Source organism: Borrelia tillae, assembly GCF_055693965.1.
This window is the reverse complement of sequence record NZ_CM146346.1, coordinates 1-24,985: the sequence shown is the minus strand read 5'-3', so window position 1 is coordinate 24,985 and position 24,985 is coordinate 1. Positions and strand designations below refer to the sequence as shown.

General features: G+C 28.2%; 22 protein-coding genes and 5 pseudogenes. 17 read left to right on the top strand and 10 right to left on the bottom strand.

The genetic code is table 11. From position 1 onward, the window contains the following. Window positions 1-115: 115 nt before the first annotated feature. From lepB (ACWUD1_RS00135) to ACWUD1_RS00125, 3 genes and pseudogenes are all read left to right on the top strand, one after another. Window positions 116-1,096, top strand: coding sequence for a signal peptidase I (gene lepB, locus ACWUD1_RS00135; RefSeq protein ID WP_472756585.1), 981 nt, complete (start codon window positions 116-118; stop codon window positions 1,094-1,096). Window positions 1,097-1,098: 2 nt separating this feature from the next. Beyond that, a complete protein-coding gene (gene lepB / locus ACWUD1_RS00130; RefSeq protein WP_472756584.1) occupies window positions 1,099-1,740 on the top strand; it encodes a signal peptidase I in 642 nt (213 codons plus the stop codon). Next, a pseudogene (locus ACWUD1_RS00125) lies at window positions 1,730-2,160 on the top strand (DUF188 domain-containing protein). Before lepB (ACWUD1_RS00130) ends, ACWUD1_RS00125 begins: the two are co-directional and overlap by 11 nt. Here ACWUD1_RS00125 and bamB read toward each other — a convergent pair. Then, window positions 2,146-3,207, bottom strand: a complete 1,062-nt coding sequence (bamB, locus tag ACWUD1_RS00120; protein ID WP_472756583.1) for an outer membrane protein assembly factor BamB — start codon at window positions 3,205-3,207, stop codon at window positions 2,146-2,148. The pseudogene ACWUD1_RS00125 and the gene bamB sit on opposite strands and share 15 nt — an antisense overlap. Window positions 3,208-3,221: 14 nt before the next feature. Continuing rightward, window positions 3,222-3,866 carry a BB0027 family outer member beta-barrel protein gene (locus ACWUD1_RS00115; RefSeq protein ID WP_472756582.1) on the bottom strand — a complete coding sequence of 215 codons (645 nt, stop codon included), beginning with the start codon at window positions 3,864-3,866 and terminating at the stop codon, window positions 3,222-3,224. A 168-nt stretch (window positions 3,867-4,034) separates the two neighbouring features. Between ACWUD1_RS00115 and ACWUD1_RS00110 the strand changes: the two genes are divergently transcribed. The 8 genes and pseudogenes from ACWUD1_RS00110 (at window position 4,035) to ACWUD1_RS00075 (ending at window position 11,525) form a co-directional block, all read left to right on the top strand. Next, a complete protein-coding gene (locus ACWUD1_RS00110) occupies window positions 4,035-4,940 on the top strand; it encodes a bifunctional 5,10-methylenetetrahydrofolate dehydrogenase/5,10-methenyltetrahydrofolate cyclohydrolase (RefSeq protein ID WP_472756581.1) in 906 nt (301 codons plus the stop codon). Beyond that, window positions 4,941-5,668 (top strand): annotated as a pseudogene (locus ACWUD1_RS00105) (YebC/PmpR family DNA-binding transcriptional regulator). A 2-nt stretch (window positions 5,669-5,670) separates the two neighbouring features. After that, window positions 5,671-5,811, top strand: a complete 141-nt coding sequence (locus tag ACWUD1_RS00100; RefSeq protein WP_472756580.1) for a hypothetical protein — start codon at window positions 5,671-5,673, stop codon at window positions 5,809-5,811. Window positions 5,812-6,175: 364 nt separating this feature from the next. Then, complete coding sequence (gene ruvB, locus ACWUD1_RS00095) at window positions 6,176-7,234, top strand: Holliday junction branch migration DNA helicase RuvB (RefSeq protein WP_472756579.1); 1,059 nt, start codon at window positions 6,176-6,178, stop codon at window positions 7,232-7,234. After that, a complete protein-coding gene (gene queA / locus ACWUD1_RS00090; protein WP_472756578.1) occupies window positions 7,215-8,255 on the top strand; it encodes a tRNA preQ1(34) S-adenosylmethionine ribosyltransferase-isomerase QueA in 1,041 nt (346 codons plus the stop codon). The genes ruvB and queA overlap by 20 nt, the downstream gene beginning before the upstream one ends. Window positions 8,256-8,326: 71 nt before the next feature. After that, window positions 8,327-9,990: pseudogene (locus ACWUD1_RS00085) on the top strand (diphosphate--fructose-6-phosphate 1-phosphotransferase). 10 nt (window positions 9,991-10,000) lie between these two features. Further along, window positions 10,001-10,522 carry a hypothetical protein gene (locus tag ACWUD1_RS00080; RefSeq protein ID WP_472756577.1) on the top strand — a complete coding sequence of 174 codons (522 nt, stop codon included), beginning with the start codon at window positions 10,001-10,003 and terminating at the stop codon, window positions 10,520-10,522. Between the two features lie 4 nt (window positions 10,523-10,526). Further along, a complete protein-coding gene (locus ACWUD1_RS00075) occupies window positions 10,527-11,525 on the top strand; it encodes an RluA family pseudouridine synthase (RefSeq protein ID WP_472756576.1) in 999 nt (332 codons plus the stop codon). Between the two features lie 3 nt (window positions 11,526-11,528). On the opposite strand, the gene ACWUD1_RS00070 is transcribed toward ACWUD1_RS00075, so the two are convergent. Then, window positions 11,529-12,485 carry a YitT family protein gene (locus ACWUD1_RS00070; RefSeq protein ID WP_472756575.1) on the bottom strand — a complete coding sequence of 319 codons (957 nt, stop codon included), beginning with the start codon at window positions 12,483-12,485 and terminating at the stop codon, window positions 11,529-11,531. 132 nt (window positions 12,486-12,617) lie between these two features. On the opposite strand from ACWUD1_RS00070, the gene ACWUD1_RS00065 reads away from it, so the two are divergent. Then, entirely contained in the window at window positions 12,618-13,013 is a 396-nt protein-coding gene (locus ACWUD1_RS00065; protein WP_472756574.1) for a rhodanese-like domain-containing protein, read from the top strand. Continuing rightward, window positions 13,006-13,629, top strand: a complete 624-nt coding sequence (gene udk, locus ACWUD1_RS00060; RefSeq protein WP_472756573.1) for a uridine kinase — start codon at window positions 13,006-13,008, stop codon at window positions 13,627-13,629. The genes ACWUD1_RS00065 and udk overlap by 8 nt, the downstream gene beginning before the upstream one ends. A 6-nt stretch (window positions 13,630-13,635) precedes the next feature. Here udk and priA read toward each other — a convergent pair whose 3' ends face one another. From priA to cdaA, 7 genes and pseudogenes are all read right to left on the bottom strand, one after another. Continuing rightward, entirely contained in the window at window positions 13,636-15,615 is a 1,980-nt protein-coding gene (gene priA, locus ACWUD1_RS00055) for a replication restart helicase PriA (protein ID WP_472756572.1), read from the bottom strand. Continuing rightward, on the bottom strand, window positions 15,608-16,189 hold the full coding sequence (locus tag ACWUD1_RS00050) for a uracil-DNA glycosylase family protein (RefSeq protein ID WP_472756571.1): 582 nt from the start codon (window positions 16,187-16,189) through the stop codon (window positions 15,608-15,610). Before ACWUD1_RS00050 ends, priA begins: the two co-directional genes overlap by 8 nt. Continuing rightward, on the bottom strand, window positions 16,182-16,919 hold the full coding sequence (gene truA / locus ACWUD1_RS00045) for a tRNA pseudouridine(38-40) synthase TruA (RefSeq protein WP_472756570.1): 738 nt from the start codon (window positions 16,917-16,919) through the stop codon (window positions 16,182-16,184). Before truA ends, ACWUD1_RS00050 begins: the two co-directional genes overlap by 8 nt. Beyond that, the gene (locus ACWUD1_RS00040) at window positions 16,920-17,768 is read right to left on the bottom strand and encodes a DUF2225 domain-containing protein (protein ID WP_472756569.1); all 849 of its coding nucleotides are present in this window, start codon (window positions 17,766-17,768) and stop codon (window positions 16,920-16,922) included. 3 nt (window positions 17,769-17,771) lie between these two features. Next, complete coding sequence (gene acpS, locus ACWUD1_RS00035; RefSeq protein ID WP_472756938.1) at window positions 17,772-18,146, bottom strand: holo-ACP synthase; 375 nt, start codon at window positions 18,144-18,146, stop codon at window positions 17,772-17,774. A gap of 4 nt (window positions 18,147-18,150) precedes the next feature. Further along, window positions 18,151-19,150: pseudogene (locus tag ACWUD1_RS00030) on the bottom strand (YbbR-like domain-containing protein). Between the two features lie 3 nt (window positions 19,151-19,153). Further along, entirely contained in the window at window positions 19,154-19,924 is a 771-nt protein-coding gene (cdaA, locus tag ACWUD1_RS00025) for a diadenylate cyclase CdaA (protein ID WP_472756568.1), read from the bottom strand. 123 nt (window positions 19,925-20,047) lie between these two features. Here cdaA and ACWUD1_RS00020 point away from each other — a divergent pair. The 4 genes and pseudogenes from ACWUD1_RS00020 to ACWUD1_RS00005 all read left to right on the top strand — a co-directional run bounded on the left by ACWUD1_RS00020 (window position 20,048) and on the right by ACWUD1_RS00005 (window position 24,592). Next, a pseudogene (locus ACWUD1_RS00020) lies at window positions 20,048-20,904 on the top strand (HAD family hydrolase). Window positions 20,905-20,993: 89 nt separating this feature from the next. After that, complete coding sequence (locus tag ACWUD1_RS00015) at window positions 20,994-22,073, top strand: AI-2E family transporter (protein ID WP_472756567.1); 1,080 nt, start codon at window positions 20,994-20,996, stop codon at window positions 22,071-22,073. Window positions 22,074-22,075: 2 nt separating this feature from the next. Continuing rightward, the gene (gene trpS, locus ACWUD1_RS00010; RefSeq protein WP_472756566.1) at window positions 22,076-23,119 is read left to right on the top strand and encodes a tryptophan--tRNA ligase; all 1,044 of its coding nucleotides are present in this window, start codon (window positions 22,076-22,078) and stop codon (window positions 23,117-23,119) included. A gap of 831 nt (window positions 23,120-23,950) precedes the next feature. Next, window positions 23,951-24,592 carry a hypothetical protein gene (locus ACWUD1_RS00005; protein ID WP_472756565.1) on the top strand — a complete coding sequence of 214 codons (642 nt, stop codon included), beginning with the start codon at window positions 23,951-23,953 and terminating at the stop codon, window positions 24,590-24,592. Window positions 24,593-24,985 lie beyond the last annotated feature (393 nt).

Sequence of the window (24,985 nt, the reverse complement as noted above, 5' to 3'; positions counted from 1 at the left end):
AATATATGTATAATGTATCTTTGACAGATTTGTTATTTTTAATAAAACTTGTGTGTTATCAAGATATTGATAATTGTTGATTTTATGTATAATTTAGTTTTGAGGATAAATTTTTATGTATTTGGAAAAATTAGATAGGTTTGCTAACTTTCTAGTGGCAATTATTGAGAAATATTTAACTTATAGAAAGAGACGGAAGTATTTGTATAAATTGAAAACTAAAAGGAGAGGTTTTATTCTTAATTTTTTATTTGAGCTTTTAGGCGCTTCAATTTTTGTTTTGGCGATAAATCAATATTTTTTGCAAGCATATAGGATTCCATCAGGATCAATGGAAAATACTCTTCAAGTTGGAGATTTGTTATTTGTAGATAAATTTTTTTATGGACCTGAACTTTTGCCGGGCGTATTTAAAATAAAAGGAATAAAAAACCCGGATGAGACAGAGATTGTAATTTTTGAAAATGTAGAATATGAATCAAAAGGACTTTTTTTTGATATTTTGCATAGATTACTTTATATGTTGACTTTCAGTTTTGTTGATTCTGATAGAGATGAAAATGGGAATCCCAGTGTTAGATTTCTTGTCAAGAGAGCTTTATTTGCAGATGGTAAGCTTGTAAGATTTCGTAATGGCATAGTGTTTGTTAAAAGAGAAGGTGAAGAGATTTTTATGGAAGAGAATTCTTATAAGACTTCATTGGGATATGATTTTAATGTCAAGAAGGTTATCGAAGATGTGGATTATAAAGTTTATGATAATCTTGCTATGTTTATTGCATTAAATCAGTTAAATATTGATATAGCAAGTACATCTGATTTTTCATTTTTTAATGTTAGAGAAGTTGATAGGTTTGAAATTGAAAGATTGGAGTATCGACATTTAGCAGCTTTCATGCCATATGTTGATTATTATTTGGAAAAAGCAATAATGAGGGATTATGGGATATATGTTCCTTATGGATATGTATTGCCTATTGGGGATAATAGAGATAATTCTTATGATGGTAGATTTTTTGGTGTTATAGATAAGAATAAGATTCTTGGTAGGGCTTTTTTCATGTATTTTCCTTTTTCTAGAATAGGTTTGATTTAAATATGGCAATATATTTAACCTTTGAACAAAAGCTTTTAAGAAAACAGAGAAGGCAAAAATTTTTTAAGGTTGTTTTGTTATTTTTAATATTAAATTATTTTTTTACAAAATTTATTTTTCAGATTTATACTTTTAAAGGTGATGAGATGTTGCCTTTAATAACCAAAAACACCAATCTAATTTTTATTTCAAAATATATACGATCTTTTTTTGTTCCTTTAAGAGTAAATGATATTGTGCTTTATAGAGACACAAGTTTAAAGAGAAATTTTGTTTTAGATTTCATTAGTGAGTTATTTTTTTTAAATAAAATTTTTAATATCAAAATAACGAATTATAAGATTGCAAAAATAGTTGCTTCTCAAGGAGACTTAGTTTATGTTAAGGGTTTTGATGTTTTAGTATATAGAAAAGCTAATAATTCTTATTACTTGAATGGTAATCTTATGATTGACTATATATTAAATGATTTTTTTAACTTTAATGAAACAATTAAATGTTTTAGTTTAAAGAAAAATGAATTTTTTCTTTTGAATGAGAATTTAAAAATTTTAAATGACTCTAGAGTGTTCGGATTGATTAAACAAGCTTATATTTTGTCTTGCTTAGTATTAAGAATAATGGATTATAAAATTGTTAAATAAGATTTTTGTTGATGCAGACTCTTGTAATTTACAGATAATAAAATTTTTACAAAATTTTGTATTAAATAGAAATGTAGGGCTTATTTTAGTTGCAAATAGAGAGTTAACTTTAAAGACGTCAAAGAATACTTTTATTAAAATTGTGAGCAATGTTGATTTTTTTATTTTAGAATTAGTTGATAAAAATAGTATGGTAATTACTAGGGATATATTATTTGTGAAAAGCTTGTTGGAATTGCAAATTAAAGCTATGAATGATGAAGGTCAAATTTTTGATACAAATAATATAAATTACTTATATTTTAGATTAAGCTTAATGTTAACTTAAGTATTAAAGTAAAGAAATATTTTCATAGGGAAAGTAATAAGATTAAATATTCAAATTTTACAAGGAATTTTCATAGGTTATTCTTTAGTTAGTTTTTTGTTTTCAATTTTCCATAATCCTTTTCCTTGGGTTAATATGTAGATTGTTTGATTTGATGTGGGTATGATATCATTAAGTCTTGTTTTACGTAGTTGTGAGCCATTATATGATCCTGGCAAGACAGATAGTGAAGGTGGTTGTAGAGCAAATGTATCTTTATCGTCTTTTACCAGTTCTATAAATCCATTATTACTTCCTATAAGCATTATTCCATTAATTTCTCTTGCAAAGTATGCGATAAATTCTCCTATTCCATCACGATTGAATATTGGACTCCTGTAATTATCTTTGCTTGAGTATATTTTTAATTTATTATCTGATGTGTCATGTTCTCTTCCAGTAAATACCAGAGTTTCTTTATTTCCACGTATGCTTGTTTCTATTATTGCCATTATTTCACTTGTTGAATTGACATTTATAGCGCTATTATTGTCTATTTGCCAAATTTTTGCAGATTGACCTGTAATGAGTTTATTTTCATTTGAAATTTGATAAAATTTGTCACTATTATTTGCACTAGCAGGAGTTTTATCAGTGCCATTTATATCTAAAATGATTTGTTTTCCATTTTTTCCTAATGCTAAAATGAAGGCCGAGGTAACACCATTTGTACTTATAGATTTTAAAAATTTGATTGGAATTAGATTGCGTGTAAATTGAACTTGCCATTTGTGATTATTTTCGAGGGTATAGAGTTCTAATTGTTCATTTTTATTTTGAACTAATAAATATGTTTTTCCTGATATTATATTGACGATGTCAATGACAAATTCATAAGAATTACTAAAATTTATTCTTTCAATATTGCCATTTTCCTTTTTAAATAGGTGCATAGCTGCAATATAAAGAGTGTTATTGACTAGTGAGATTCCATTTGGACTTGAACTGTCTAAAATATTATTATTACTGTTTATTTTTTGCAACTTACTAAGCTGAGAAAAGATAGATTCACTTGAGCATGATAAGCTGAGTAGTGTTAGGAATATTGTTAATATTGTTATCATCAATTTTTTTAATTTTTGAAAATCTTTTTTATTCATATATTACCATTTATCTACAATTTGTTTATATTCACTGTTACTGAGAGTGATATTAGTATGAAATGCCCAGTTTTAGCTGAATTTCCAAATTCAAACATTGTCCACCATGCAGTTGTAATTCCTAAAGCCCATTGATAGCTGAAATTCCATAAGAGACCAGAACCAATGGATAGTACAGGCATTACATCAAAGGTTCTTAAATTTGAAATGTTGTCACTTTTATCTCCATAAAAGCTAAACGCAAATCCTATATTTGAAAATATGGGTATCTGAAAAAGTTCACCTATGTCAAAGATATAGGATGTTAATAATGTGATAGGGACTGTGCTTAATGTTTTACCTATGCCAGAATCAGGATTTAATAAGTTGAATGTATGATTGATATCAAAATTAAATAGATATCTGAGCTCAAGACCCATATTTAGATTGCTTAGAATATGATATTTATATTTAAGTGAGCCAATACCTCCCGGGTATAGGTTTGAAGAAAAAATCCCTGATAAATCATTGTAAAAGAGCGGGACTCCTAAACTTAAATCTACTTCTAGAACAGAATTTCCTTTCCTGTCAATTGAGTATGCTTCGATTCTTTTAATATTGCCATATAACAAACATAATAATATAAATATATAAATCCAACTAAAACATTTTTTTTGCATCATTTTCCATATTAAAAAATTCTTTATTTAAGAGTTATTGTAGTTATTATATTGAAAAATGTACTTTATTACAATGAAATTTTATGTGAATCTATCTTTATTGATGCTTATACACAAAGGTATTATAATATATAATTGTCGTGAGTTAAATTTGTGGGGGGATTGATTTTGAGCAATGTTTTTGATGGCAGACTTTTTGCAAATCAATATTATTTATTATTGAAAGAATTTTTAATTTGTCATGATTTAGTCAATAAGATTTCTTTAAAAGTGATCTTGGCAAATGATAATCCTGCAAGTAAACTTTATGTTGCTGTCAAGGAAAGAGTATCTAAAAATATTGGTATTAATTTTCATGTTATCAATTTATATAAAGCTTCAAGACAAACTAATATTCTGCAAGTAATTGAATCCGAAAATGCAAATGAAGATACTGATGGCATTGTTGTGCAGTTGCCTCTTACTGGAGAAATGGATGTCAATATTGTTTTAAACAGTATTGTAAATACAAAAGATGTAGATGGACTTTCTGCTATTAATTTGGGCAAATTGATTTTAGGTGATAGTGAAGGATTTATTCCTTGTACGGCCCTTGCTGTTTTGAAGGTTTTATTTGATAAGAGGATAGAAATTGCTGGTAAAACTGTTGTTGTAATTGGAAGAAGTTCTCTTGTTGGCAGACCTATTTCTATCTTACTTTCTTGTAAACCCTATGATGCAACTGTAATTACTTGTCATAGCAAAAGTGTTAATTTAGATGCTTATGTACGACAAGCAGATATTATTATTTCTGCGGTTGGGAAGCCTAAATTTATAGATGCTAGAATGATTTCTGGGCAACCTTATGTTATTGATATTGGTATTTCTAGAGTGGGGGTTGATGGTAATGATATTCTTGTGGGGGATGTTGATTTTGAATCAATTAAGGATAATGTTAAGTTTATTACCCCTGTAATAGGTGGGATTGGACCCGTTACGGTTCTTATGTTGATGTTTAATACAATTAAGGCGCATCTCATTAGGCATAATAAGTTTGATATTTTAGCAAAATTAGTAAAGTTGGTGGAGGTTTGAATGTCTGGTCATAGTAAATGGTCAACTATAAAGAGGAAAAAAGGTGCTCTTGATGCTAAGAGGAATAAAATTTTTACTAAACTAATTCGTGAAATAAGTATTGCTGCTAAGATGGGAGGTGGTGATATTGATACTAATCCAAGGTTGCGTTTTGCTGTTAATAAAGCTAGAGTTTCTAATATGCCTAAAGATAATATTGAGAAGGCAATAAAAAAGGGCATTGGTGATAATACAGGTACTGAGTATTTTGAGCTTACTTATGAGGCTTATGCGCCTTATGGTGTAGCTTTAATAATTAAGTGTTTAACTGATAATAAAAATAGAACGGCAAGTGAAGTGCGAAGTGTTCTGACAAAGAGTGGGGGTTCACTTCGATCTCCAGGTTCCGTATCTTATATGTTTGGCAAAAAGGGTTTAATTTCTTATAGTTTAGATAAGTATCTTGAAGATGAAATAATGGATCTGCATTAGAGGCGGGTGCAGATGATATTTATAGTGAAGGTGTCCAGGTAAAAGTGATAACAAGTGTTGAGAATTTTGAATTTGTTTTATCTAGATTGAGAACTAAATTTGAGGAAGAGATGGCGGAGATTGTTCTTATGTCTGAAAACAAAATTTCTTTAAACAAAGAACAAATGGACAAGATCTTTGTTCTTGTTGAAAAATTAGAAGATTTTGATGATGTTCAAGAAGTTGTGCATAATTTAGAAATTATTGATGAGATATAAGGGTGATTAAAACAGAGAAGTTTTATTATTTCAGGCCCTTGCTTGAAAAAGTTGGATTTTATGGAAGTACTTTTGGTACATTTAAAAATTTAATTTCTGGATTTGATAAAACTAAAAGAGTAGAGATAAGGTATGTTTTATAATTAATAAGATTTGTGGTAAGGTTGTAGAGAAGAGAGAGACTAGTATTATTATTTTAGCAGGGTTCTTTGAATTTGAAATTTTAGTTAGTTATTTTTGTAGGCAGAAATTGAATTTGTTAGAAGACGTTGAGATATTGATATTTTAAAGATTATGAACTGATTTTAGGATAGTCCAGAAGATGTGTTAAATTTAAGGAGATTGAGCAGTCAATTGTTAGTATGGGATTTGACAGAAAATTGGTTGTATATACAATCAAGGAAATCTTACTGACCGATGAATTTTTAATGTTAAGAGAAGTTGAACAAGAATAATTTTTGATAAAAGAGGTATTAAGAAGAATTACAGGTTAATATGGGAGCTTAGATGAAATTTGATAGCAAGACTAACGCTGTAAGTTCTGATAAGGATTTTGTATATGATCAGAGTGAGAATGAACTTAGACCAAAATCTTTCAAAGATTTTGCAGGGCAGTCCCATATTAAAGGAAATTTAGAAGTTTTTATAAAGGCGTCTAAAGACAGAAATGAATCTCTAGACCATGTTTTTTTAAGTGGTCCACCAGGACTTGGCAAAACTACTCTTGCTAGTATTATTGCTTTTGAAATGAATACTGCAATTAAGGTAACTTCAGCTCCAGCGCTTGAAAAGCCAAAGGACATTGTTGGTATTTTGACAACATTAGAGGATAAAAGCATTCTATTTATTGACGAGATACATAGACTGAAACCTGTAATAGAAGAGATGCTTTACATTGCTATGGAGGATTATAAGATAGATTGGGTAGTGGGGAAAGGTTCTTCTGCAAGGACTATAAGAATTCCAATCCCTAGCTTTACTTTAATTGGCGCTACTACAAAGCCAGGGAAGGTGGCATCACCGCTTTATGATAGATTTGGCATTCCATTGCGATTTGAACTTTATAGTGAAGATGAACTTATGAATATAATACAAAGAAATTCTGTTATTTTTGGTATGAGATTAGACAAGCAGGCAGCCATGCGTCTTGCAAAAAGTTCCAGAGGAACTCCTCGTGTAGCAAATAGACTTTTAAGAAGAATGAGAGATTTTGCGCAAGTTGGCGGTAATAATTTAATTACAGAAAGTATTATAAGTTTTGGACTTGAAATGTTAAAAATTGATCATGAGGGGCTTGATGAACAAGATAGGAATATTTTACGGAATTTGATATTAAAATTTAAAGGTGGCCCTGTGGGTGCTGAGACATTAGCAATTTCTGTTGGTGAGACGGTAGATTCTCTTGAGGATTTCTATGAGCCTTATCTCATTTCGAAGGGGTTAATACAGAGAACTAATAGAGGCCGTAAGGCTACTGATTTTGCGTATTCACATATGAGGTTGACTAAAGATCAAAATAGTAAAGATATTAATAGTGGACAGGGTGATGTATACCAAGGACTTTGATTTTGATTTGCCATATAATTTGATAGCACAGTATCCAAGTGAAAAACGTGGTTTATCAAGGTTAATGGTGTTGGATCCCGAGAACCAAAAAATTTATCATAATAGTTCAGTAAATGATATTTTGAAATACATTGATAGCAATGTTTTTTTTGTATTCAATGATTCAAGAGTGAGAAAATCGCGCATATATGCCAAAACAGAATTTGGAGGTAATGTTGAGTTTTTGATTTTAGATAGACTTTCAGATGATACATTCACATCTTTGGTTTCCAAGACTAAAAAACAGAATGTTGGCAATATATATAGATTTCCTCAAAATTTATTGGCCCAAATAATTTCAAAAACAGATAATGAAATTATACTTAAATTTTATGAGTGTGTGGATGAATCTTATTTTGAGAAGTATGGACTTATTCCTTTGCCACCTTATATTAAGAGAAATTATGATAAAAAAGATGAAGAACGCTATCGAACAATTTACTCTAAGTATATTGGTTCAGCAGCATCGGCTACAGCAGGGTTGCATTTTAGTAAAGAGTTGTTTTTTAAATTAGATGAAAATAACATTGAATATGCTTTTATTACATTGCATGTTGGACTCGGTACTTTTCTTCCTGTGAGAACTAAGACAGTCGAAGAACACAAAATGCATTTTGAAAAATTTTCAATAAAAGATTCTGTGGCTCTTAGGCTTGAAAAAGCAAAGGGTTTGGGTAAAAAAATCTTGGCTGTTGGAACTACTACCCTTAGAACATTAGAGTCCGCTTATGATAAGCATACAGGGTTATTTGTGCGCGGTGAACAAAAAACCAATCTTTTTATTTATCCAGGTAAAGGTTATCAATTTAAGTTTGTTGATATGCTTTTTACAAATTTTCATACACCGGAATCAACTCTTCTAATGTTGGTGTCTTCGTTTGGAGGTAAAGATTTTGTATTTAATGCTTACAGGGAAGCTGTAAAAATGGATTATAAATTTTTTTCTTATGGTGATGCCACTTTATTTTTGAATCACATATAGATATTAATAATTAATTATTTTACTATTGATTTAATAAGATAATTTAAATACATAGTGAAAGGAGGGGGCGTATGATGTCAGTTCTTCAAAAAGAAAGGTATAAATATGTTCCAAAATTGCCAAGAATTTTGAAGGAAGATTTTCAAAATATTTGCGTAGTTTATGGTGAAAAAACAGAATCTCTTGGGGATAGAGATTCTTTAAGAGAAATTTTTAAAAATACTTATGGACTTCCAATTGTAAATTTGACTCAAAGTTCTTCAAATGTAGATCTCACAAGACTTTTAAATGTAGCTATAATTCTTTCAGGTGGGCCTGCACCTGGGGGGCATAATGTTGTTGCTGGTATCTTTGATGCGATAAAAAAAGCAAATCCAAATTCAAAAATTTTTGGATTTAAAGGTGGACCGTCAGGTTTATTGGAAGACAAAAAAATTGAAATTACTCAAGATTTAATAGATTCTTACAGAAATACCGGAGGTTTTGATATTGTATCTTCTGGTCGCACCAAAATAGAAACCGATGTTCAGTATGAGCAAGCGTTATCAGTTATGCTACAAAATAATCTTAATGCTCTTATTGTTATTGGAGGCGATGATTCAAATACTAATGCAGCATTATTAGCAGAGTTTTTTAAGAAAAAACAACATGATATTCAAGTTATTGGTGTTCCAAAGACAATTGATGCTGACTTAAGGAATGAACATATTCAGATTTCATTTGGGTTTGATTCTGCTACTAAACTTTATGCAGAAATGATAGGCAATTTGTGTCGCGATGCTATGTCAGCTAGAAAATATTGGCATTTCGTTAAGATTATGGGAAGAAGTGCATCTCATGTTGCTCTTGAGTGCGCATTAAAGACACAGCCTAATATTTGCATTATATCTGAAGAGGTTTTTGCAAAAAATAAAACTTTATCAGGACTAGTTGAAGATATCACTTCTATTGTAGTGAAGCGTTCCTTAAAGGGGTATGATTTTGGAGTTATTATCATTCCTGAAGGTGTTATTGAGTTTATACCCGAAGTTAAATCTTTGATGATTGAATTGTGTGATATATTTGATAGTAATGAAGGTGAATTTAAAGGATTAGATGTAGAATCTATAAGAAAAATTTTTATTTCTAAGCTTAGTGATTATATGAGAGAAGTTTATGTATCCTTGCCTTCATTTATTCAGGTTGAGCTTGTAAATTCTGTGCTAGAAGAGATCCCCATGGTAATTTTAATGTGTCAAGAGTTCCTACTGAAAAGTTATTTATGGAAATGGTTAGTGTGCGATTGGAAAAATTGAAAAAAATTGGCAAATATAGTGGAAAATTCCTTCCTATCAATCATTTTTTTGGTTATGAAGGTAGGAGTGTTGCCCCTTCAAATTTTGATAGTGATTATTGTTATAGCTTAGGCTATAATGCTGCCGTGCTTATTTTAAATGGCTTAACGGGTTATATGTCTAGTATTAAAAATTTAGATAAAAATGCTACTGAATGGCTTGCAGGTGGGATTCCTTTAACAATGATGATGAATATGGAAGAGAGATATGGTATTGCAAAACCTGTGATTAAGAAAGCCCTTGTTGACTTGGATGGGGCGCCTTTTAAGAAATTTGCAAGGAATTGTGAAGAATGGGCAATAAATAATCTATATATTTATCCAGGACCTATTCAATATTTTGGCATTTCTGAACTTGTTGATGAGATAACTTTAACCTTGAAATTAGAATCAGGAAATTAAATTATCAATAATGATTAAGTTTTTATTCTTATTTTTTAATGTTTTTATTCTTTATGCAAATTTTTTAGGATATTCTAAACTTGATTTTGAATATTTGAATTTAAGACAGAAATTTCCGCTGCAAGATACAATTTCTTCCGGCGGAAATAATATTAATCTTAATAATGAAATTTCACTATTTAAATTTGAATCTGATGATAACTTTTTTTATAAAGATATTCAGGAAAATGAGGATTTGCATGTAGAAAAGACTATCAATTCTAATTGGGGTAAAAGGTTATTTAGATTTTCGGTAATAAGTGTTGGCACGTTTCCCATAGCTTTATTTTTGAGTTTATTTTGTTTTGATTTATCTTATTATTTTAATAATGATGTGAGTGATAAAGGGGGAGGAGTGCCATATCCTTTTTCAAATAATCTTGTTCTTTCAAAGGATGAGGCTTTTAATAGGTTTATGATTTCGACATCAGCTGGATTTGCAATGTCTTTAATCATTGCTTTAATTGACTGTTTATTATTAATTTATTATTGATTAGATGAAGAAGCTTTGCAAAGAGTTTATTGTACAGGAAGATTCTAAAAGATTAGATGTTTATTTGTCTGAAAATTTGTGTCTTTTTACTAGAAGTCAAATTAAAAAAAGAGAAGTTAAAGCTTTTAAAGATAATAATGGGGTTTTTATTTCAATCAAGTTATCAAAGCCTGTTTCTGTAGATGATAAAATATTAATAGAATTTAATGAGGAAATTGATTTAAGTGGATATATAAGGCCCTTAAGTTTATCCATTGATGTTCTTTATGAAGATGTAAATGTTGTTGTTTTAGATAAACCCCAGGGTATTTTGAGTCATCCTGGTATATCCAACTTAGATAATACTGTCGTAAATTTTCTTTTGCATCGTATTGTAGACTTGGATAATAGTTTTCAGGAAGACAAAATTAGACCCGGGATTGTGCATAGATTAGATAAAGAAACATCTGGTGTAATGATTTGTGCTAAAAATTTGACAACTTTAAATTTTTTGTCTGAACAGTTTAAGAACAGGCTTGTTAATAAAGTTTATATTGCAGTTGTTAAGGGCAATTTTAAAGTTGATTTTGGTATTATTGAGACTTTTATAGCTAGAGATAGACATGATAGAAAAAAGTTTAACGTAAGTAAAGTTAAGGGAAAGAAGGCATTAACCGAATATAAGGTATTGGCAAATATAGGAAATTATTCTTTAGTTGCTTTAAAGCCTAAAACAGGACGTACTCATCAATTAAGAGTTCATATGAAGCATTTAAATCATCCGATCTTAGGAGATAGTATTTATGCTAGACTGAATCGAGAATTTAAAGAAATATCTTTGATGCTTCATGCTTTCAAACTTGAAATTAATATTAATAAAGAGGTTGATAAAACTTCAGATTTTTCAAAAAAATTTGTTTCAGCATTTCCACAAAGATTTATTGATTTTTTGTCGTTGTTTTATGATAATGAGACATTAACTCGACTTATTAATGATTTTATTGTTTTTTTAGATAAGTTTTAAGCTTTAAATGGTTGGATTTGTTACGGAATCGATAATTTTCTTACCTCCAGTTATTTCGTTTGTATTTAGCACCGTGATAAAGCAGTTAGGATCGACTTTTTGAGAAATATATTTAATTCTGGACATGCGCATTGTGGGAACTACTATGAAAACTATGGTTTTATCATTTCCAGCCCAAGCACCTTTCCCATCAAGTAATGTAGCTGCTACTTTTAATTTATTAGTAATCAAATAAGATATTTCTTTTCCTTTATCCGAGATGATAAGGATGGCTTTTTGATTGCCAAATCCTGTGCTTGTTTTATCTGTCATTATGGATGTTACAAATGAAGCAATCAAGGTATAAAGAGCAATTTCAATATTAAAAAAAGCTGCAGCGATTAGTAATATTGCAAGGTTAAAGAGAAAGTTGGTAGTTCCAATACTAATTGAATATTTTTCTTTAATTAGCATGGAGATTATATCTGTACCACCTGAAGATCCTTTTGCTTTAAATATTAGACCAAGCCCAAGACCTGATATTAGACCCGCTAGGATTGATACAAGTATCATGTCGTTTATTTGTATTTTATATTGTAAAAATTGTGAATAGTTGACCATTAGAGAATATAAAGCCATTGCAATCCAACTTTGGATTACAAAGGTTAGATTTAAAAACCTGATTCCAATAATGAATAATGGAATGTTTAACATGAATATTGTAAGCCCTAGGTTAAACCTTAAGAGGTAATGCAGCATGAGTGCAATTCCTGAAATACCTCCGCTTAAGAGTCCGTGTGGTATGTATAAAATGTTTGTAGACACTGCCATCAAGAATGAACCTAATGTTATTTGTAATGTACTAATCAGTATTAATTTTGGGTCTTTAAGGATGCTTTTAAGTTGTTTACGCAGTATTTTTAATATAATAAATTTAATTTTTTGCTTTATTCTGACCCATTTATTTTTTTTCTTTTTCATTTTTTAGTTGTCGTATTCTTCTTTAACATAAAATTATTAATTCATTTGAATTTTATATTAATTTTACTAAAAAACAATTCAATTTTATTGCAATTATTTCTTTTTTTTTGATATTATTGTTTTGGAAAAGATATGATTGTTAATTATATAAAGCTTATAGGACTAATAGTTTTTTTATTTTTATATATTTGGTTCTTTATTATTTTAAAAATGAAAAGAACTAATATGGCTTTGTTGGAAAAAATTAAAAGTGGTGCAGTAATATTAGATATTAGATCTACTAGGGAATATAATAAGTCACATTATACAAAAGCAATTAATATTCCTTTTAAAAATTTATTTGCCAAGAAAGATAAGTTGGGTAATTTTGAAACCCAAATAATAATTTATGGTAAAAGTTTTAACAAGTCTTTTGAAGCTGAAAAGGTCCTAAAAGGATTAGGATTTAAAAATGTATTTGTTGCCGGGACATTAAAGAATATGCCTAAGAAGGTGCCTGATAAGAATAAAGAAGAGGTTGATGGTTAAGATTATTGGAATAACTGGTGGATCTGGAAGCGGGAAAACTACTATTGTTAATAAAATTAGTGAAGTTATTCCTGAGTTTGTTCTTATATCGCAAGATAATTATTATAAAAGTGTTGGTGATTATGAATATGAATTTTTAGATGTTAATTTTGATCATCCGGATGCTTTTGATAATAATTTGTTTTACAAACAGTTAAAGAAAATCAAAGAAAATAAAGTAATTCATATGCCTCTTTATGATTTTATTAATCATAAAAGAAAAACTGAAACCGTTAAGATAGTTCCAACCCCTGTTGTTATTGTGGAAGGTATTATGATTTTTGTTGAAGAACGGGTACGTAATTTGATAGATTTAAAGATATATATTGATACGCCTAATGATATTAGATTTATTAGAAGACTTGAACGAGATCTATCTAAGAGGGGGCGTACAGTTGAATCTGTTATTGATCAATACTTTAGTACTACTAGAGCAGGATATTATAGGTTTATTGAACCTACTAAGGAATACGCTGATCTTATTATTCCTGAAGGGGGGCATAACGATAAGGCACTTTATGTTCTCTCCTCTTTTTTAAAAACCCTTAGTAAGGAAGAAAATTCAGACTTTTTTTAAGTTTTTTTAAAGTAATGATAGTGGGTAATAGTCTATTTCAATGTAGGCATCTCTTGTTATTAATTTAACTTTTTCTTTTGTATTGCGTATCAGTTTTTCAAGTAAATTGAAAGATTTTGATAAATATATGATGTTATACCTGTAATAGTTAGATATCTTTGCCATAGGAGCCTTTGATGGGCCAAAATAGTCGATTTCAGAATTTAAAAACTCTTTAGATATTTCAAAAAATTCTAAACATTTATTTTGAGCAATTTCTTCTTTATAGCTCCGCACTACTATTCTAATGATTTTTGTGAAAGGGGGGTAATTTAATTCTTTTCTAATTTTTATTTCTTCTTTATAAAATTCTTCATATTTTCCCTCATATGCGTATTTTATGGCATAATAATTTGGATTTTTTGTTTGGATAATAATTGTGTTATCGTTTTGGAATCTTGCAAATCTTCCTAGTACTTGTGAAATTATTGCAAAAACTCTTTCGCTGCTTCTAAAATCAGGAAGAGCCATTCCAATATCTGCATTAATTATGCCTAGTGTCTTGATTTGTTTAAAATTGAAACCTTTTGCAATAATTTGGGTTCCAATTAAAATGTCCAATTGTCCCTTTTCAAATTCACTTATTGATTGAGCAATTGCTTTTTTATTGAGATCAGAATCTATTCTGGCTATTTTTGCATTGGGCAGAAATTTTTTCAATTCTTTTTCAATGAATTGAATGCCATGTGTTTTGTATATTATGTCTTGTGAGTTGCAATCAGGACAATTGATGATTGTTTTTATTTGATAATTACAATAATGACAAATGAGTTGATTTTTAACTTTGTGATAAGCTAAATTAAAAGAGCAATTTGGACAGCAAATTATATATCCGCATATATTGCATTCAAGCGTTTTTGAATATCCTCTTTTATTGATAAATATTAGAGATTGTCTTTTATCAATAAAACTTTTTTGTATGCTATAAAGCAATTCTGATGATATTATTTGGCGTTCTTTGTTCATGTCGATTATTTTAAGTTCTTTAAATGTTTTTTCAAAAAATTTGTTTTTTAAGGTCATTTTTTTGATATGATTATTTTCCATAGCAAGATATGCTTCCAGTGATGGTGTTGCGCTTCCCATTATAAATTTGGCATTAAAGCTATTTTGTAGAAAAAATCCTATGTGTCTTGAATGAAATCTCGGGGTGTTTTCGGATTTGTAAGTGAATTCATGTTCTTCGTCCATTATTATTAATCCTAAATTTTTAAATGGCAACATTAGTGCGCTTTTAATTCCAATTATGATTAAACTTTCCCCATTTTTGACTTTATTCCATGTTAAGCTTTTTTCTGAATTTGATATTTTTGAGTGGTATTCATAAACTTGATTTGTGCTTAAATTTGATTTAATCCTTTTAATTATTTGATATCCTAAAGAAATTTCAGGAATTAGAAAAATTATTTGTTTTTTTTGTTCTAAATAGTGTTCACATAGCTTGATAAATATTTCTGTTTTTCCAGAACCGGGAATTCCGAATAAGTAAAATGTATTTTGTGTATTTGATGTAATGATTTCTTTGTAAATATTCTCTTGTTCTTTATTTAATTGGATGGGCAGTTTAGGACTTGAATTTGTATTGTTGCTATTCTTATTGTTATTTGTGGTTGAGATTTTAGGTAGCCCACAAAATAGTGCTTCTCCAAATCCTGAAAATGTTTTTTGACTAATCCAATGTGCCAAATTAATATTGTGTTCTATTATTATTGCATTTTTGTCTATGACTTTTAGTATATTTTTTATTTTAAACGTAAAGTCTCCTTTAAGTTCTGTCTTTGCATATCTTTTTATTATAATTCCAGTTATATTTTTTCCATTAAAATTTGTTATTACTCTTATACCCGTTTCTAGTTTTAGGTTGTGTTTGTAAAAAAAAAGCCTGTCAATTGGGATTTTGAAAGCAATTTCATAGTAAAAACTATCCCCCAAATGGTTGTTATCCATACTTTATTATACCTTTTATGATTTTTAAGTCTTGCCATATTTCTTGCTTAAGTTTTGGATTTGTGACTTGACTTGTAGGAAGATATGTAAATACTATTGGAATTCCTTGAAAGTTTAATTCAAAACCCCTTACAATTTGAATTCTTAAGTTTTGGTTTAAAAACAACTCTACTTCCTCACAGGCAAGAATTGCTTTAGTTTGTTGATTATTAAGCTCTAAATTTAGATTATTAGGATTATCTATTATTTTATAATTTGATATGTTAATGCTTTGACACCATTTTTTTACTATTGTATTTGCATTTTGATTTAAGTATTTTTTATCTATATATACTATTAATAAATTTTTTTTGTCAGTTTTATTGCATTGGTATTCTGTGAACTTTATTGGTCTATTGTTTTCTTTGATGTCTTTTTGTTTTGTGTATTTAGGAATTTTTGTGTTTTTAGTTTTTATTATTTTATTTTTAAATTTTCTAACCTCTTCGTCTTGTTTGCTATAAATGTTTCCTGATATATTATTTTTAAGTATTCTGATTAGTAACAGTTTTTTAAATATTTTGCTTTTATTCATAAAAAACCTTGTCTAAAAATAAAGCCTTCGCAGGTGCTGTTGTTCTTGTAAATTTTCTATTTTTTGAGTTTAAAATTTTATTAAAAGTATTAACAGGTTCATTTTTTATCTCTATGTCTAATATAGTGCCTACTATTAATCTTATCATTTTCCATAAAAATGAAGAGCCTATTATCTCAAAAATTATAAACTTATTTTTTTTCTTGAATCTAGCAAAGTAGATTTTTTTTACTTTTGAATTAGTTCGATCCTTTATACATGAAAAGGTAGTAAAATCATGTACTCCAATTAACATTTTTGCCATCTCATTTAATCTATTAATGTTTAATTGTTTCTTTACATAATAAGCTTGATACTCTTCCCAAGGGTAATAATTTTTATTATTTAGTATATAATAGCTATATTTTTTTCTTTTGGCATTAAATCTAGGCTGAAATGTATCTATTACATACTTTAATTTTATTATTTTAATATTACCCCTTAAAAGGGAATTAATAGCTGTTTTTAGATTTTCAAGTTTAATATTTATTCCTATATCAAAAGATATTATTTGTCCTTTTGCGTGAACTCCCCTGTCTGTCCTTCCTGCTGAATAAATCTTAGTCTTTGTTTTAGTTATTTTCTCTAATGCTTTTTCAATTTCTCCTTGAATTGTTGGTTTATCGGGTTGTATTTGAAATCCATAGTATAGTGATCCATCATATGCTACTTCTGCAAGTATTTTTTTCATTTATTTAAAAGTTTTTATTTCATTTGAGATTTTAAAATAAACTTCTTTTATTTTATCTATCAGTATTGAAGGTTTTTCTTTTGATGATTTGCCCATTCCAGCTATTTTAGAAAGTAGAGTTTTTATTGCTACTAATTGATTGTATCTATATTGCGCATCTTCTTTGTTGCCATAAAAGTATTCTAGAAGACCTGATAGGTATAAAACACTGTCATAACCATAATTTTTATCTGTGTCAGGTCCGAACATTATCTCAGCATTAATTGGTTCTGAATTATTCTGTTCTTTTTCAATTGTTAATTTATACAGATATGCTGCTTTATGGTAAAATATTTTTTGTAAATAGTTATAGTTTTGATTTGGATATTCCTTGTTTAGATCTTCAAATATCCAGGCTGATCTTATTGCAGATTTTGCTTGATTAAGCGTTGGATTATAATTTTTATCTAAATGTTCATAGCACATTATTGCAAGGATATAACTAGCAGCTCCCTCTTGAAGCCTTCTTGTTTCATTGAAGTTTAAGTCATCTTCAAAAATTGACTTTATATCTTTGCGTGCATTAATATGGTTAATTAAAATTTGTTTCGTGGTATTATTAACAAGCGATATTGCATTAAACTCGCTTGGAAAGGCAGCCAGATAACAATTTGGACATACTATTATTGAGTATATTCTGGGATAAATATTTCCATATTTTTCATTTTTTATATACTCTCTTTTTAAATCGACTTTTAAAGAACCAGCTATTAATCTGCTACTTCCTGTTAATAATTCTTCTTTTCTAAATCTATGTTTACATAAAGGGCACTCAATTTTATATTTTGTAAAGTATGATATCTTTTTCATGAATTAATTTTCTACTACTACAAATGCAATAGCATACTCCCTTTCATGTGAGATTGTCAAATATAATGTCAGATTCATTTGTTCAATTAGAGTTTTAATATCATTGTGTAATTGGAATCCCATGTTGCCTTTTGTTAAACTTACGATTTCGATATCTTTAAGTGAATATTTTATTTTAGTATTTATTAAAGGACTTATCGCTTTAATAAACGCTTCTTTTGCCGAAAATTTACCAGCTAAACTTTCTAAAATTCCCTTGCCTTTCATTTTTAAGTGTTCAATTTCTCTTTGTGTAAAAAATCTTTCTAATTTTTTCTTATTTTGTAAAAAACTATTAAGTCTTGTAACTTTTATTATATCACATCCTATCGATTTCATCATCTTATTGCTCGGTTGATATTACTTCAATCTTTATTGTTTTGGGTTCATATTCATATACTTCTATACCATAAGTATTGTTTTTAAGTATAATATCTGTGTTAATTTCATAAATACCTGGGGCTTCAATATGACTTAAATCGAGATTAAGATTAATGTTTTTGTTGGCTATATACATTTTAGTTATCTTCTCTGAGAGCCCACTTCTTATTTGAATAGACATTTCATTTTTTTGATTTAAAATTTGTTCTTTGTTTTTGATTTCCAGCCCATTTTTTAAATTATTGAAAATTAAATTAGGATTTTTTATTGTTGCCTGGATATATTTTTTGATTAGTGTCATGTTGACTATTACATGGTTTTTATCAAGTGTTATCAGTGGATCTGGAGAGATTACTTCAAGATGTTCTGACATAAATACTGTGTTTATTCCAAATTCTTTTGTCTTAGTTTTAACTGAGTTTATGGTTTTTAATGCTCTTTCAGGGCCATGTATTATTATTTTTTCAGGCACGACACTGTATTTAACGTAAAAGGATTCCCCTTTGCCTTCTTTTGTAAGTAGTAGTGTAAGGTCGGCTTCGACTTTGACTAATTTTGAAATTTTTTTATCAAGGTTTAATGTAACTCTATTTTTTGAAAGTTTATATTCAGCAATATTTACGGGATTAAAATTTTTGAATCTTTATTGGCAATTCATATTCTCCGGCTTCTTTTATATTATTAGCGTCAATAAATAGAGCTATTCTGTCAAGATCTAAATACTTTAGGTCCTGTTTGTTAATTTTGACGGTAAGTAATACTTTGTTAAAATCAGGCATTTTGCCTAATGTAACTTCATCTTCTAATAAAATATTGAATTTTTTTTCTATTATAATTGATTCTATACTATTAAAGTAAAATATTGTGAACATAATAATAGCTATTAAAATAGAAATGGCTTTGTTTTGCCAGTCTTCAAATAAGAGTTTTACTATGTTTATAAGCTTTTTAGTTATAATCATTTTTTATTCTATTAATGCAAGATTTAGTTTTTTCTTGATTTCATTTAGGTTTAAATTATATTCTAATTTTCCATTTTGTGTGAGTGAAATAGAACCAGTTTCTTCAGATGTGATTATTGTTATTGCATCTGAATTCTCAGAAATCCCAAGACCTGCCCTGTGTCTTGTGCCAAAGGTTTTACTGATAGATTCAACATTAGATAGTGGCAAAAAAGAAGCAGCATAAACTATTTTATTATTACTAATAATAACTGCTCCATCATGTAGAGGTGTTTCGTAATCAAAAATGGATATCAAAATTTCATTTGATACAATGGAATCTAATTTTATACCTTTATTTATTATTTGCTCTAATTGTATTTTTTTTTCTATACAAATTAAACTACCAGATTTGTTTTCTGATAAATGTTCGATTGCTTTTATGATTTCGGCAATAGTTCTAGTAGTTTCTTCTTTATTGTTTGCAAGTTTAAAGGACAAGTTAAAATTACCAATTTGCATTATTAGTTTTTTTATTTCTTGATGAAATAGTATTAGCATTGCAATTGGTAAGATGTTTGCTATGTAATTTAATAACCAATTTGTCGTGTATAAATTGCAATAATAGGAGATGATTCCGACTGATGTAATAATTATCATGCCTTTTAGTAAGTTTACGGAATAGGAATTAACCACATTTTTGTAAATATAATAAACTAAAACGCTGATTAAACTTATATCTAATATTCTAGAAAAAATATCTTTTATTTGATTTATACTACTTATATCTATCATAAATATTACTATTTAATTTGTTTCGTGTAACATTATCTTACTATATATAATATATTGAATATATTCATAGTTATATATATATTTTAATACAAGTTGATGTTAAATTAAATTTATTTTTTGTTTATGAATAGAAAAGAAAAAATTATAGCTTTGATATTTGATTTTGATGATACTTTAATTTATGGCAATATGCAACAAGTACTTTTTAATGAGTATAATGTTGATGCTGGCTTATTTTGGGATGAAGTTGAAAATTTGTGTATTACTTATAACAAAAATCATTGTGATCTAATTGCTAATGAAATGATATATTTATCCCATTTTTTGACATATGTTAAAGAAGGCGTTTTTAAAGGTTTAAATAACAAAATGTTATTTAAACTAGGTTCAAAAGTAAAGTTTTTTGAAGGCGTTGTTCATTTATTTCAAGAAATAAATGAAATTAATAAGAAATTAAAACAGTCAGGTTCTGTAATAAATATTTATATCGTTTCAAGTGGTTTTAGACAAATGATTTTGGGAAGTAGTATTGCTCCTTATGTGGCTAAGGTTTGGGCTTGTGAATTTATAGATACGTATCTTATGCCTTTTTATCAGAGTTTAGATAATAAATTTTCAAAAAGTAATGTTTTAAGTAGTGTGTGTTATTTTGTAGATCATACTATAAAAACTCGTGTAATTTTTGAGTTAAATAAGGGATCTATGATAAAATTAATAAAAGGATTCCAAAAAATAGAAGAGAAATTCCTTTTGAAAATATGTTTTATATTGCAGATGGTTTCAATGATATTCCAGCCTTTGAGATTTTAAATAATAATTTAAATCATTATAAAAACACATTGACGGTTTATTATAGGAATGATGAGAATGCTAAAAGACTGGTTAAAGAGAAAAGAGTGGGAGATTTGGCAGAAGCAAATTATAGTAAGGGAACCAAATTGTATAATTGGATAATGGAAAAGATACATTTAAATATATAAATTACTTTTGAAGTATTATATTAATATGAATGCTTACTTGTTTTAAGTGTTCTTTATAGTGGTTAAATATATTAAGGGGGGAATTTAAGATGGCTTTTGATTTACAACCAACTGATAAGTTGAAATTTGTTAAACTTCAGTCTGTTTTTTATGTCGTGGCTTTGATTATAATGTTGATTTTTATTTTAAAAGTAGCACAAACAATATTTAAGCCTTTAGCTATTGCAGTGGTACTTGGATTTTTAGTATATCCTGTCTATACTTTTCTCAGTAAATTAAAGATACCGAGAGTTTTAGTAGTTTTTGTAATTTTTTTTGTTCTTTTTGCATTTTCTTATTTGGTTTTTAGTTTTGTTTATTATAGTGCTACAATTTTGATTAATCAATTGCCTTATTATCAAAAACAATTGATTTTTATTATGGTAGATATTCTTGAAAAGTATAAGTTAGATAGTGCTATTATTAGTAATATAGATTTTTCCAAATACATTTATCCTTTTTTAACACGAATATCTAATGAAATTATTGGATTTGCGAGTAGTTTAGTAGTATTGTTTTTATTGTTATATTTTTTACTATCAGAAATACATATTTTTGATATAAAGGTCAAAAATGCTTTTAAAGAATCTGTTTCAAATATTTTTATTGAAGCTTTGGTTACAATCAATACTCAAATTAGTAAATATTTGGGAATCAAGGTGTTTGTTAGTTTTCTTACAGGATTTTTAGTATTTGTAGGTTTAAATTTATTTGGACAAGATTTCCCCCGTGTATGGGCCGTGCTTACATTTGTATTCAATTTTATTCCAAGCATAGGTTCAATTTTAGCTGTTTTTTTTATTGTTATAGCTGCTTTGGTACAGTTCTATCCTAATTTAAATTTGGTGCTTTATATATTTATATATAATACTTTTGTTCAAATGCTGATTGGTAACATTCTTGAGCCAAAGATGCAAGGACGTAGACTTGATCTTTCGCCTTTTTTATTGCTTTGTTTTCTTTTCTTTTGGGGATGGCTTTGGGGTATTGTGGGTCTTTTAATAGCTTACCCCTTTACAGTGATTATAAAAGTGATAGTAGATAATATAGAATGTTTAAAACCTTTTTCTGTGTTTTTAAGTGGTTCAAAGATTTTAACTGATGATAATTTAGATAATAAGGAGATTTAAATTTGCAGAAAAAAGTCATGCTTACAGGGGACAGGCCTACAGGCACTCTTCATTTGGGGCATTATATTGGCTCTATTGTCAATAGATTAAAGTATCAGGAAGAATATGACACTTATATTATTATAGCGGATTTGCATACTCTTACCACAAGAGCAGATTTAAAAAGCATCAATGAGATATCTGTTAATGTTAGAGAAATGGTTTTGGATTATTTGGCTTGTGGAATTGATCCTGAGAAAGCTAATATTTATTTGCAATCAGCTATCCCTGAACTTTTAGAATTAAATTTAATATTGTCCATGATTGTCATGGTTAATCGTCTTCATAGGATTCCTAGTATAAAAGATATGAGTGCTACTGCTGGATTGACTGAAGTCCCTTATGGACTTTTGGGATATCCTGTTCTTATGAGTGCGGATATTTTAATGGCAAAGGCTAATTTAGTTCCAGTTGGACGTGATAATGAGGCTCATATTGAGCTTGCAAGAGAACTTGCTAGAAGATTTAATTATCTTTATGGAAAAGATTTCTTTCCAATTCCTGAAGCTATATTTACAGATTCGCAGACTCTTATAGGAATTGATGGCAAAATTAAGATGAGTAAAAGTCTTGGCAATGCAATATTTTTAAGTGATGATGAAAAATCATTGCGTAAAAAGGTTATGTCTATGTTTACAGATCCTAAGAGAGTTAGGGCAGATATACCAGGAGAAGTTGAGGGTAATCCTGTTTTTATTTATCATGATTCTTTTAATAATGATATTGATGAGCTTTGTGAACTTAAGGCCAGGTATAAAAAAGGTACAATTGGAGATGTTGAGGTAAAAGAGAGGCTTTTTAAGGTTTTAAATCAATTTTTAATACCAATTAGAGAGAGAAGAGAGTTTTTTAAAGCTAAAAAAGCTTATGTTGATGAAGTAATATTTGAAGGTACTAATAGGACTAGGAAAGTTGCAGTAGAAGTTATAAGAAATGCTAAAAATTTAATGGGTATATCAAAAGCATGGAACGGAATAAGAAGAAATGCGGAGAAGATAATTAAATGATAACTAAACATATTAATTGTATTTAAGCCTTTATTTTTTTCTTCACTAGAGCGTATTCCGAATGGGCTTTAATTTAATGTTTGCAATCATAGAGCAGTAGACCAATCATCTATCACTGTAGGAACTTTATCTATACTTTGTTTAGTTTTATCCATAATTTTTTTATATTTTTTATCTAATATTGCCTCATATTTTTCTGTGTTATTTTCATCAATATTATCATATATTTCATCATCATATTCCTCTTAATATCAGAACATTTATATCGAATAATGTTGAACTAATACAAAATTTATTAAAACTAATTGATGAGATTGCAATAAGTAGTGAATCTGATCATATAAGATGACTACTGAAAAGTTTATCAATTAGTAGCGAAAAGAATAAATTCGTTAATGAGATAAAAAATAAACTAATGTTGGTAGTTCTTGGTAATCTTTCTCCTTACAATGTAGAATCAAATAATAATGTTTGTATATTAGATTTAATAAAAAGTAAAAAGCTATAAATAAATGAACAATATATCACTGAAAGAAAAAAGTATTTCGGGTTTAAATGATGATTATATGAAATTTCTTAGATTTGCGGAACACAAAACTGAAAGCGTCTAGGAAGGACTTATTGTAATTTTAGTATCGGAGCTATAAATCCACCAAGAACTGTTAACCATAAAACAAAGGTTAAACTGAAAATCCACTTGTTGTTCTTTTCTAAGTTGGATATGTCTTTTTTAACGTTATCAATTTAAATTTTTATTGGAATTATGCTTTACTTTTGTAAAGTTGCAATATAATAATACTTATACGTAGTTAATCAAAGGAAAGATATGTTATGGAACGCATAATAAATTTATTATCAATAATGGTTTTAGTTTTATTTATTACGAGTTGTAATAATAGTGAAATTTCCAGTGTTGTTAGTAATAAGATTAGTAATGATGGTATTGTTAAGGTTTTGGAAAAAGAAGAAGATTTTTTTGCGCTTGATGGAAATAAGGAAGAGCACATTGATGTTGCAGGTGAAGGGGATATACTTTTTGAAGTTCAAGATAAGAAAGAGGATGACAGTGATTTTTTGGAAGACTTTAATAATGAAGTTGAAAAATCGTGGTGGTGGAGCGGATTTAATGAAAAGACTTTGAATAATCTTTATAAAATGTCTTCTCGGGCTAAAGATAGGGTTAAGAATGTTTGTGATATTTGGGATAAATCTATCGAAGATTATAATAAGGCTGATAAGGAGTTAAATCAGGCCATTTTGGATCTTGAGCAAATTAGGAATGCTGTTGATATCAAGGATAAGAATGATAGAATTTTTGAGGCTGAAAAAAAATTGGATGTTGCTTTTGATACTTGGAGAAAAGCTAGAGAAATTAAACAAAAAGCTGAGCAAGATTGTAGGGTGGCCGATTATTATTTCATGAAGATTGATGCAACTATCGAGGTTTTACTTAAATCTTTGTACAAATTGTAGAGGGGGGAGTTGAAATTTATAATAGCAAGGTGTGTATAAAAGGATGTTAAAAAATATCTTGTTTTTTAGATTTTTTATTAGGTAATTTTTTAGATTTCAGTAATATTGACTTTTCCTTTGATTTTTCGTTTTTGTTGTCTAATGTTTTAAGTTCACAAGAGAGAGTTAAAAAGAAAATAAGAGCAGATATTTAGTACTAACAAATTTGTTTTTTTCATTACTATATTCCTCTTTAATTTATATATAAATTAATATAAAGCATTTAGGAGGATAATTCTAATTTAGGAGGATAATTCTAGGAAATGTATTATTAATTTAGTAATAATTTTTAGGTTTATTTTGTTTGTAGTTCATTTAGTTGTAGTTCAGTTTTGTACTATTAACAATTAAATT

Bases quoted from the DNA above. Each gene is read 5' to 3' on its own strand.
- cdaA (WP_472756568.1), bottom strand. From the start codon at position 19,924: ATGATAGATATAAGTAGTATAAATCAAATAAAAGATATTTTTTCTAGA.
- ACWUD1_RS00005 (WP_472756565.1), top strand. From the start codon at position 23,951: ATGGAACGCATAATAAATTTATTATCAATAATGGTTTTAGTTTTATTT.
- lepB (WP_472756585.1), top strand. From the start codon at position 116: ATGTATTTGGAAAAATTAGATAGGTTTGCTAACTTTCTAGTGGCAATT.
- ACWUD1_RS00050 (WP_472756571.1), bottom strand. From the start codon at position 16,189: ATGAATAAAAGCAAAATATTTAAAAAACTGTTACTAATCAGAATACTT.
- ACWUD1_RS00015 (WP_472756567.1), top strand. From the start codon at position 20,994: ATGGCTTTTGATTTACAACCAACTGATAAGTTGAAATTTGTTAAACTT.
- truA (WP_472756570.1), bottom strand. From the start codon at position 16,919: ATGAAAAAAATACTTGCAGAAGTAGCATATGATGGATCACTATACTAT.
- ACWUD1_RS00065 (WP_472756574.1), top strand. From the start codon at position 12,618: ATGATTGTTAATTATATAAAGCTTATAGGACTAATAGTTTTTTTATTT.
- udk (WP_472756573.1), top strand. From the start codon at position 13,006: ATGGTTAAGATTATTGGAATAACTGGTGGATCTGGAAGCGGGAAAACT.
- lepB (WP_472756584.1), top strand. From the start codon at position 1,099: ATGGCAATATATTTAACCTTTGAACAAAAGCTTTTAAGAAAACAGAGA.
- ACWUD1_RS00040 (WP_472756569.1), bottom strand. From the start codon at position 17,768: ATGAAAAAGATATCATACTTTACAAAATATAAAATTGAGTGCCCTTTA.
- ruvB (WP_472756579.1), top strand. From the start codon at position 6,176: ATGAAATTTGATAGCAAGACTAACGCTGTAAGTTCTGATAAGGATTTT.
- acpS (WP_472756938.1), bottom strand. From the start codon at position 18,146: ATGAAATCGATAGGATGTGATATAATAAAAGTTACAAGACTTAATAGT.
- priA (WP_472756572.1), bottom strand. From the start codon at position 15,615: ATGGATAACAACCATTTGGGGGATAGTTTTTACTATGAAATTGCTTTC.
- ACWUD1_RS00080 (WP_472756577.1), top strand. From the start codon at position 10,001: ATGATTAAGTTTTTATTCTTATTTTTTAATGTTTTTATTCTTTATGCA.
- bamB (WP_472756583.1), bottom strand. From the start codon at position 3,207: ATGAATAAAAAAGATTTTCAAAAATTAAAAAAATTGATGATAACAATA.
- queA (WP_472756578.1), top strand. From the start codon at position 7,215: ATGTATACCAAGGACTTTGATTTTGATTTGCCATATAATTTGATAGCA.
- ACWUD1_RS00070 (WP_472756575.1), bottom strand. From the start codon at position 12,485: ATGAAAAAGAAAAAAAATAAATGGGTCAGAATAAAGCAAAAAATTAAA.
- ACWUD1_RS00075 (WP_472756576.1), top strand. From the start codon at position 10,527: ATGAAGAAGCTTTGCAAAGAGTTTATTGTACAGGAAGATTCTAAAAGA.
- ACWUD1_RS00115 (WP_472756582.1), bottom strand. From the start codon at position 3,866: ATGCAAAAAAAATGTTTTAGTTGGATTTATATATTTATATTATTATGT.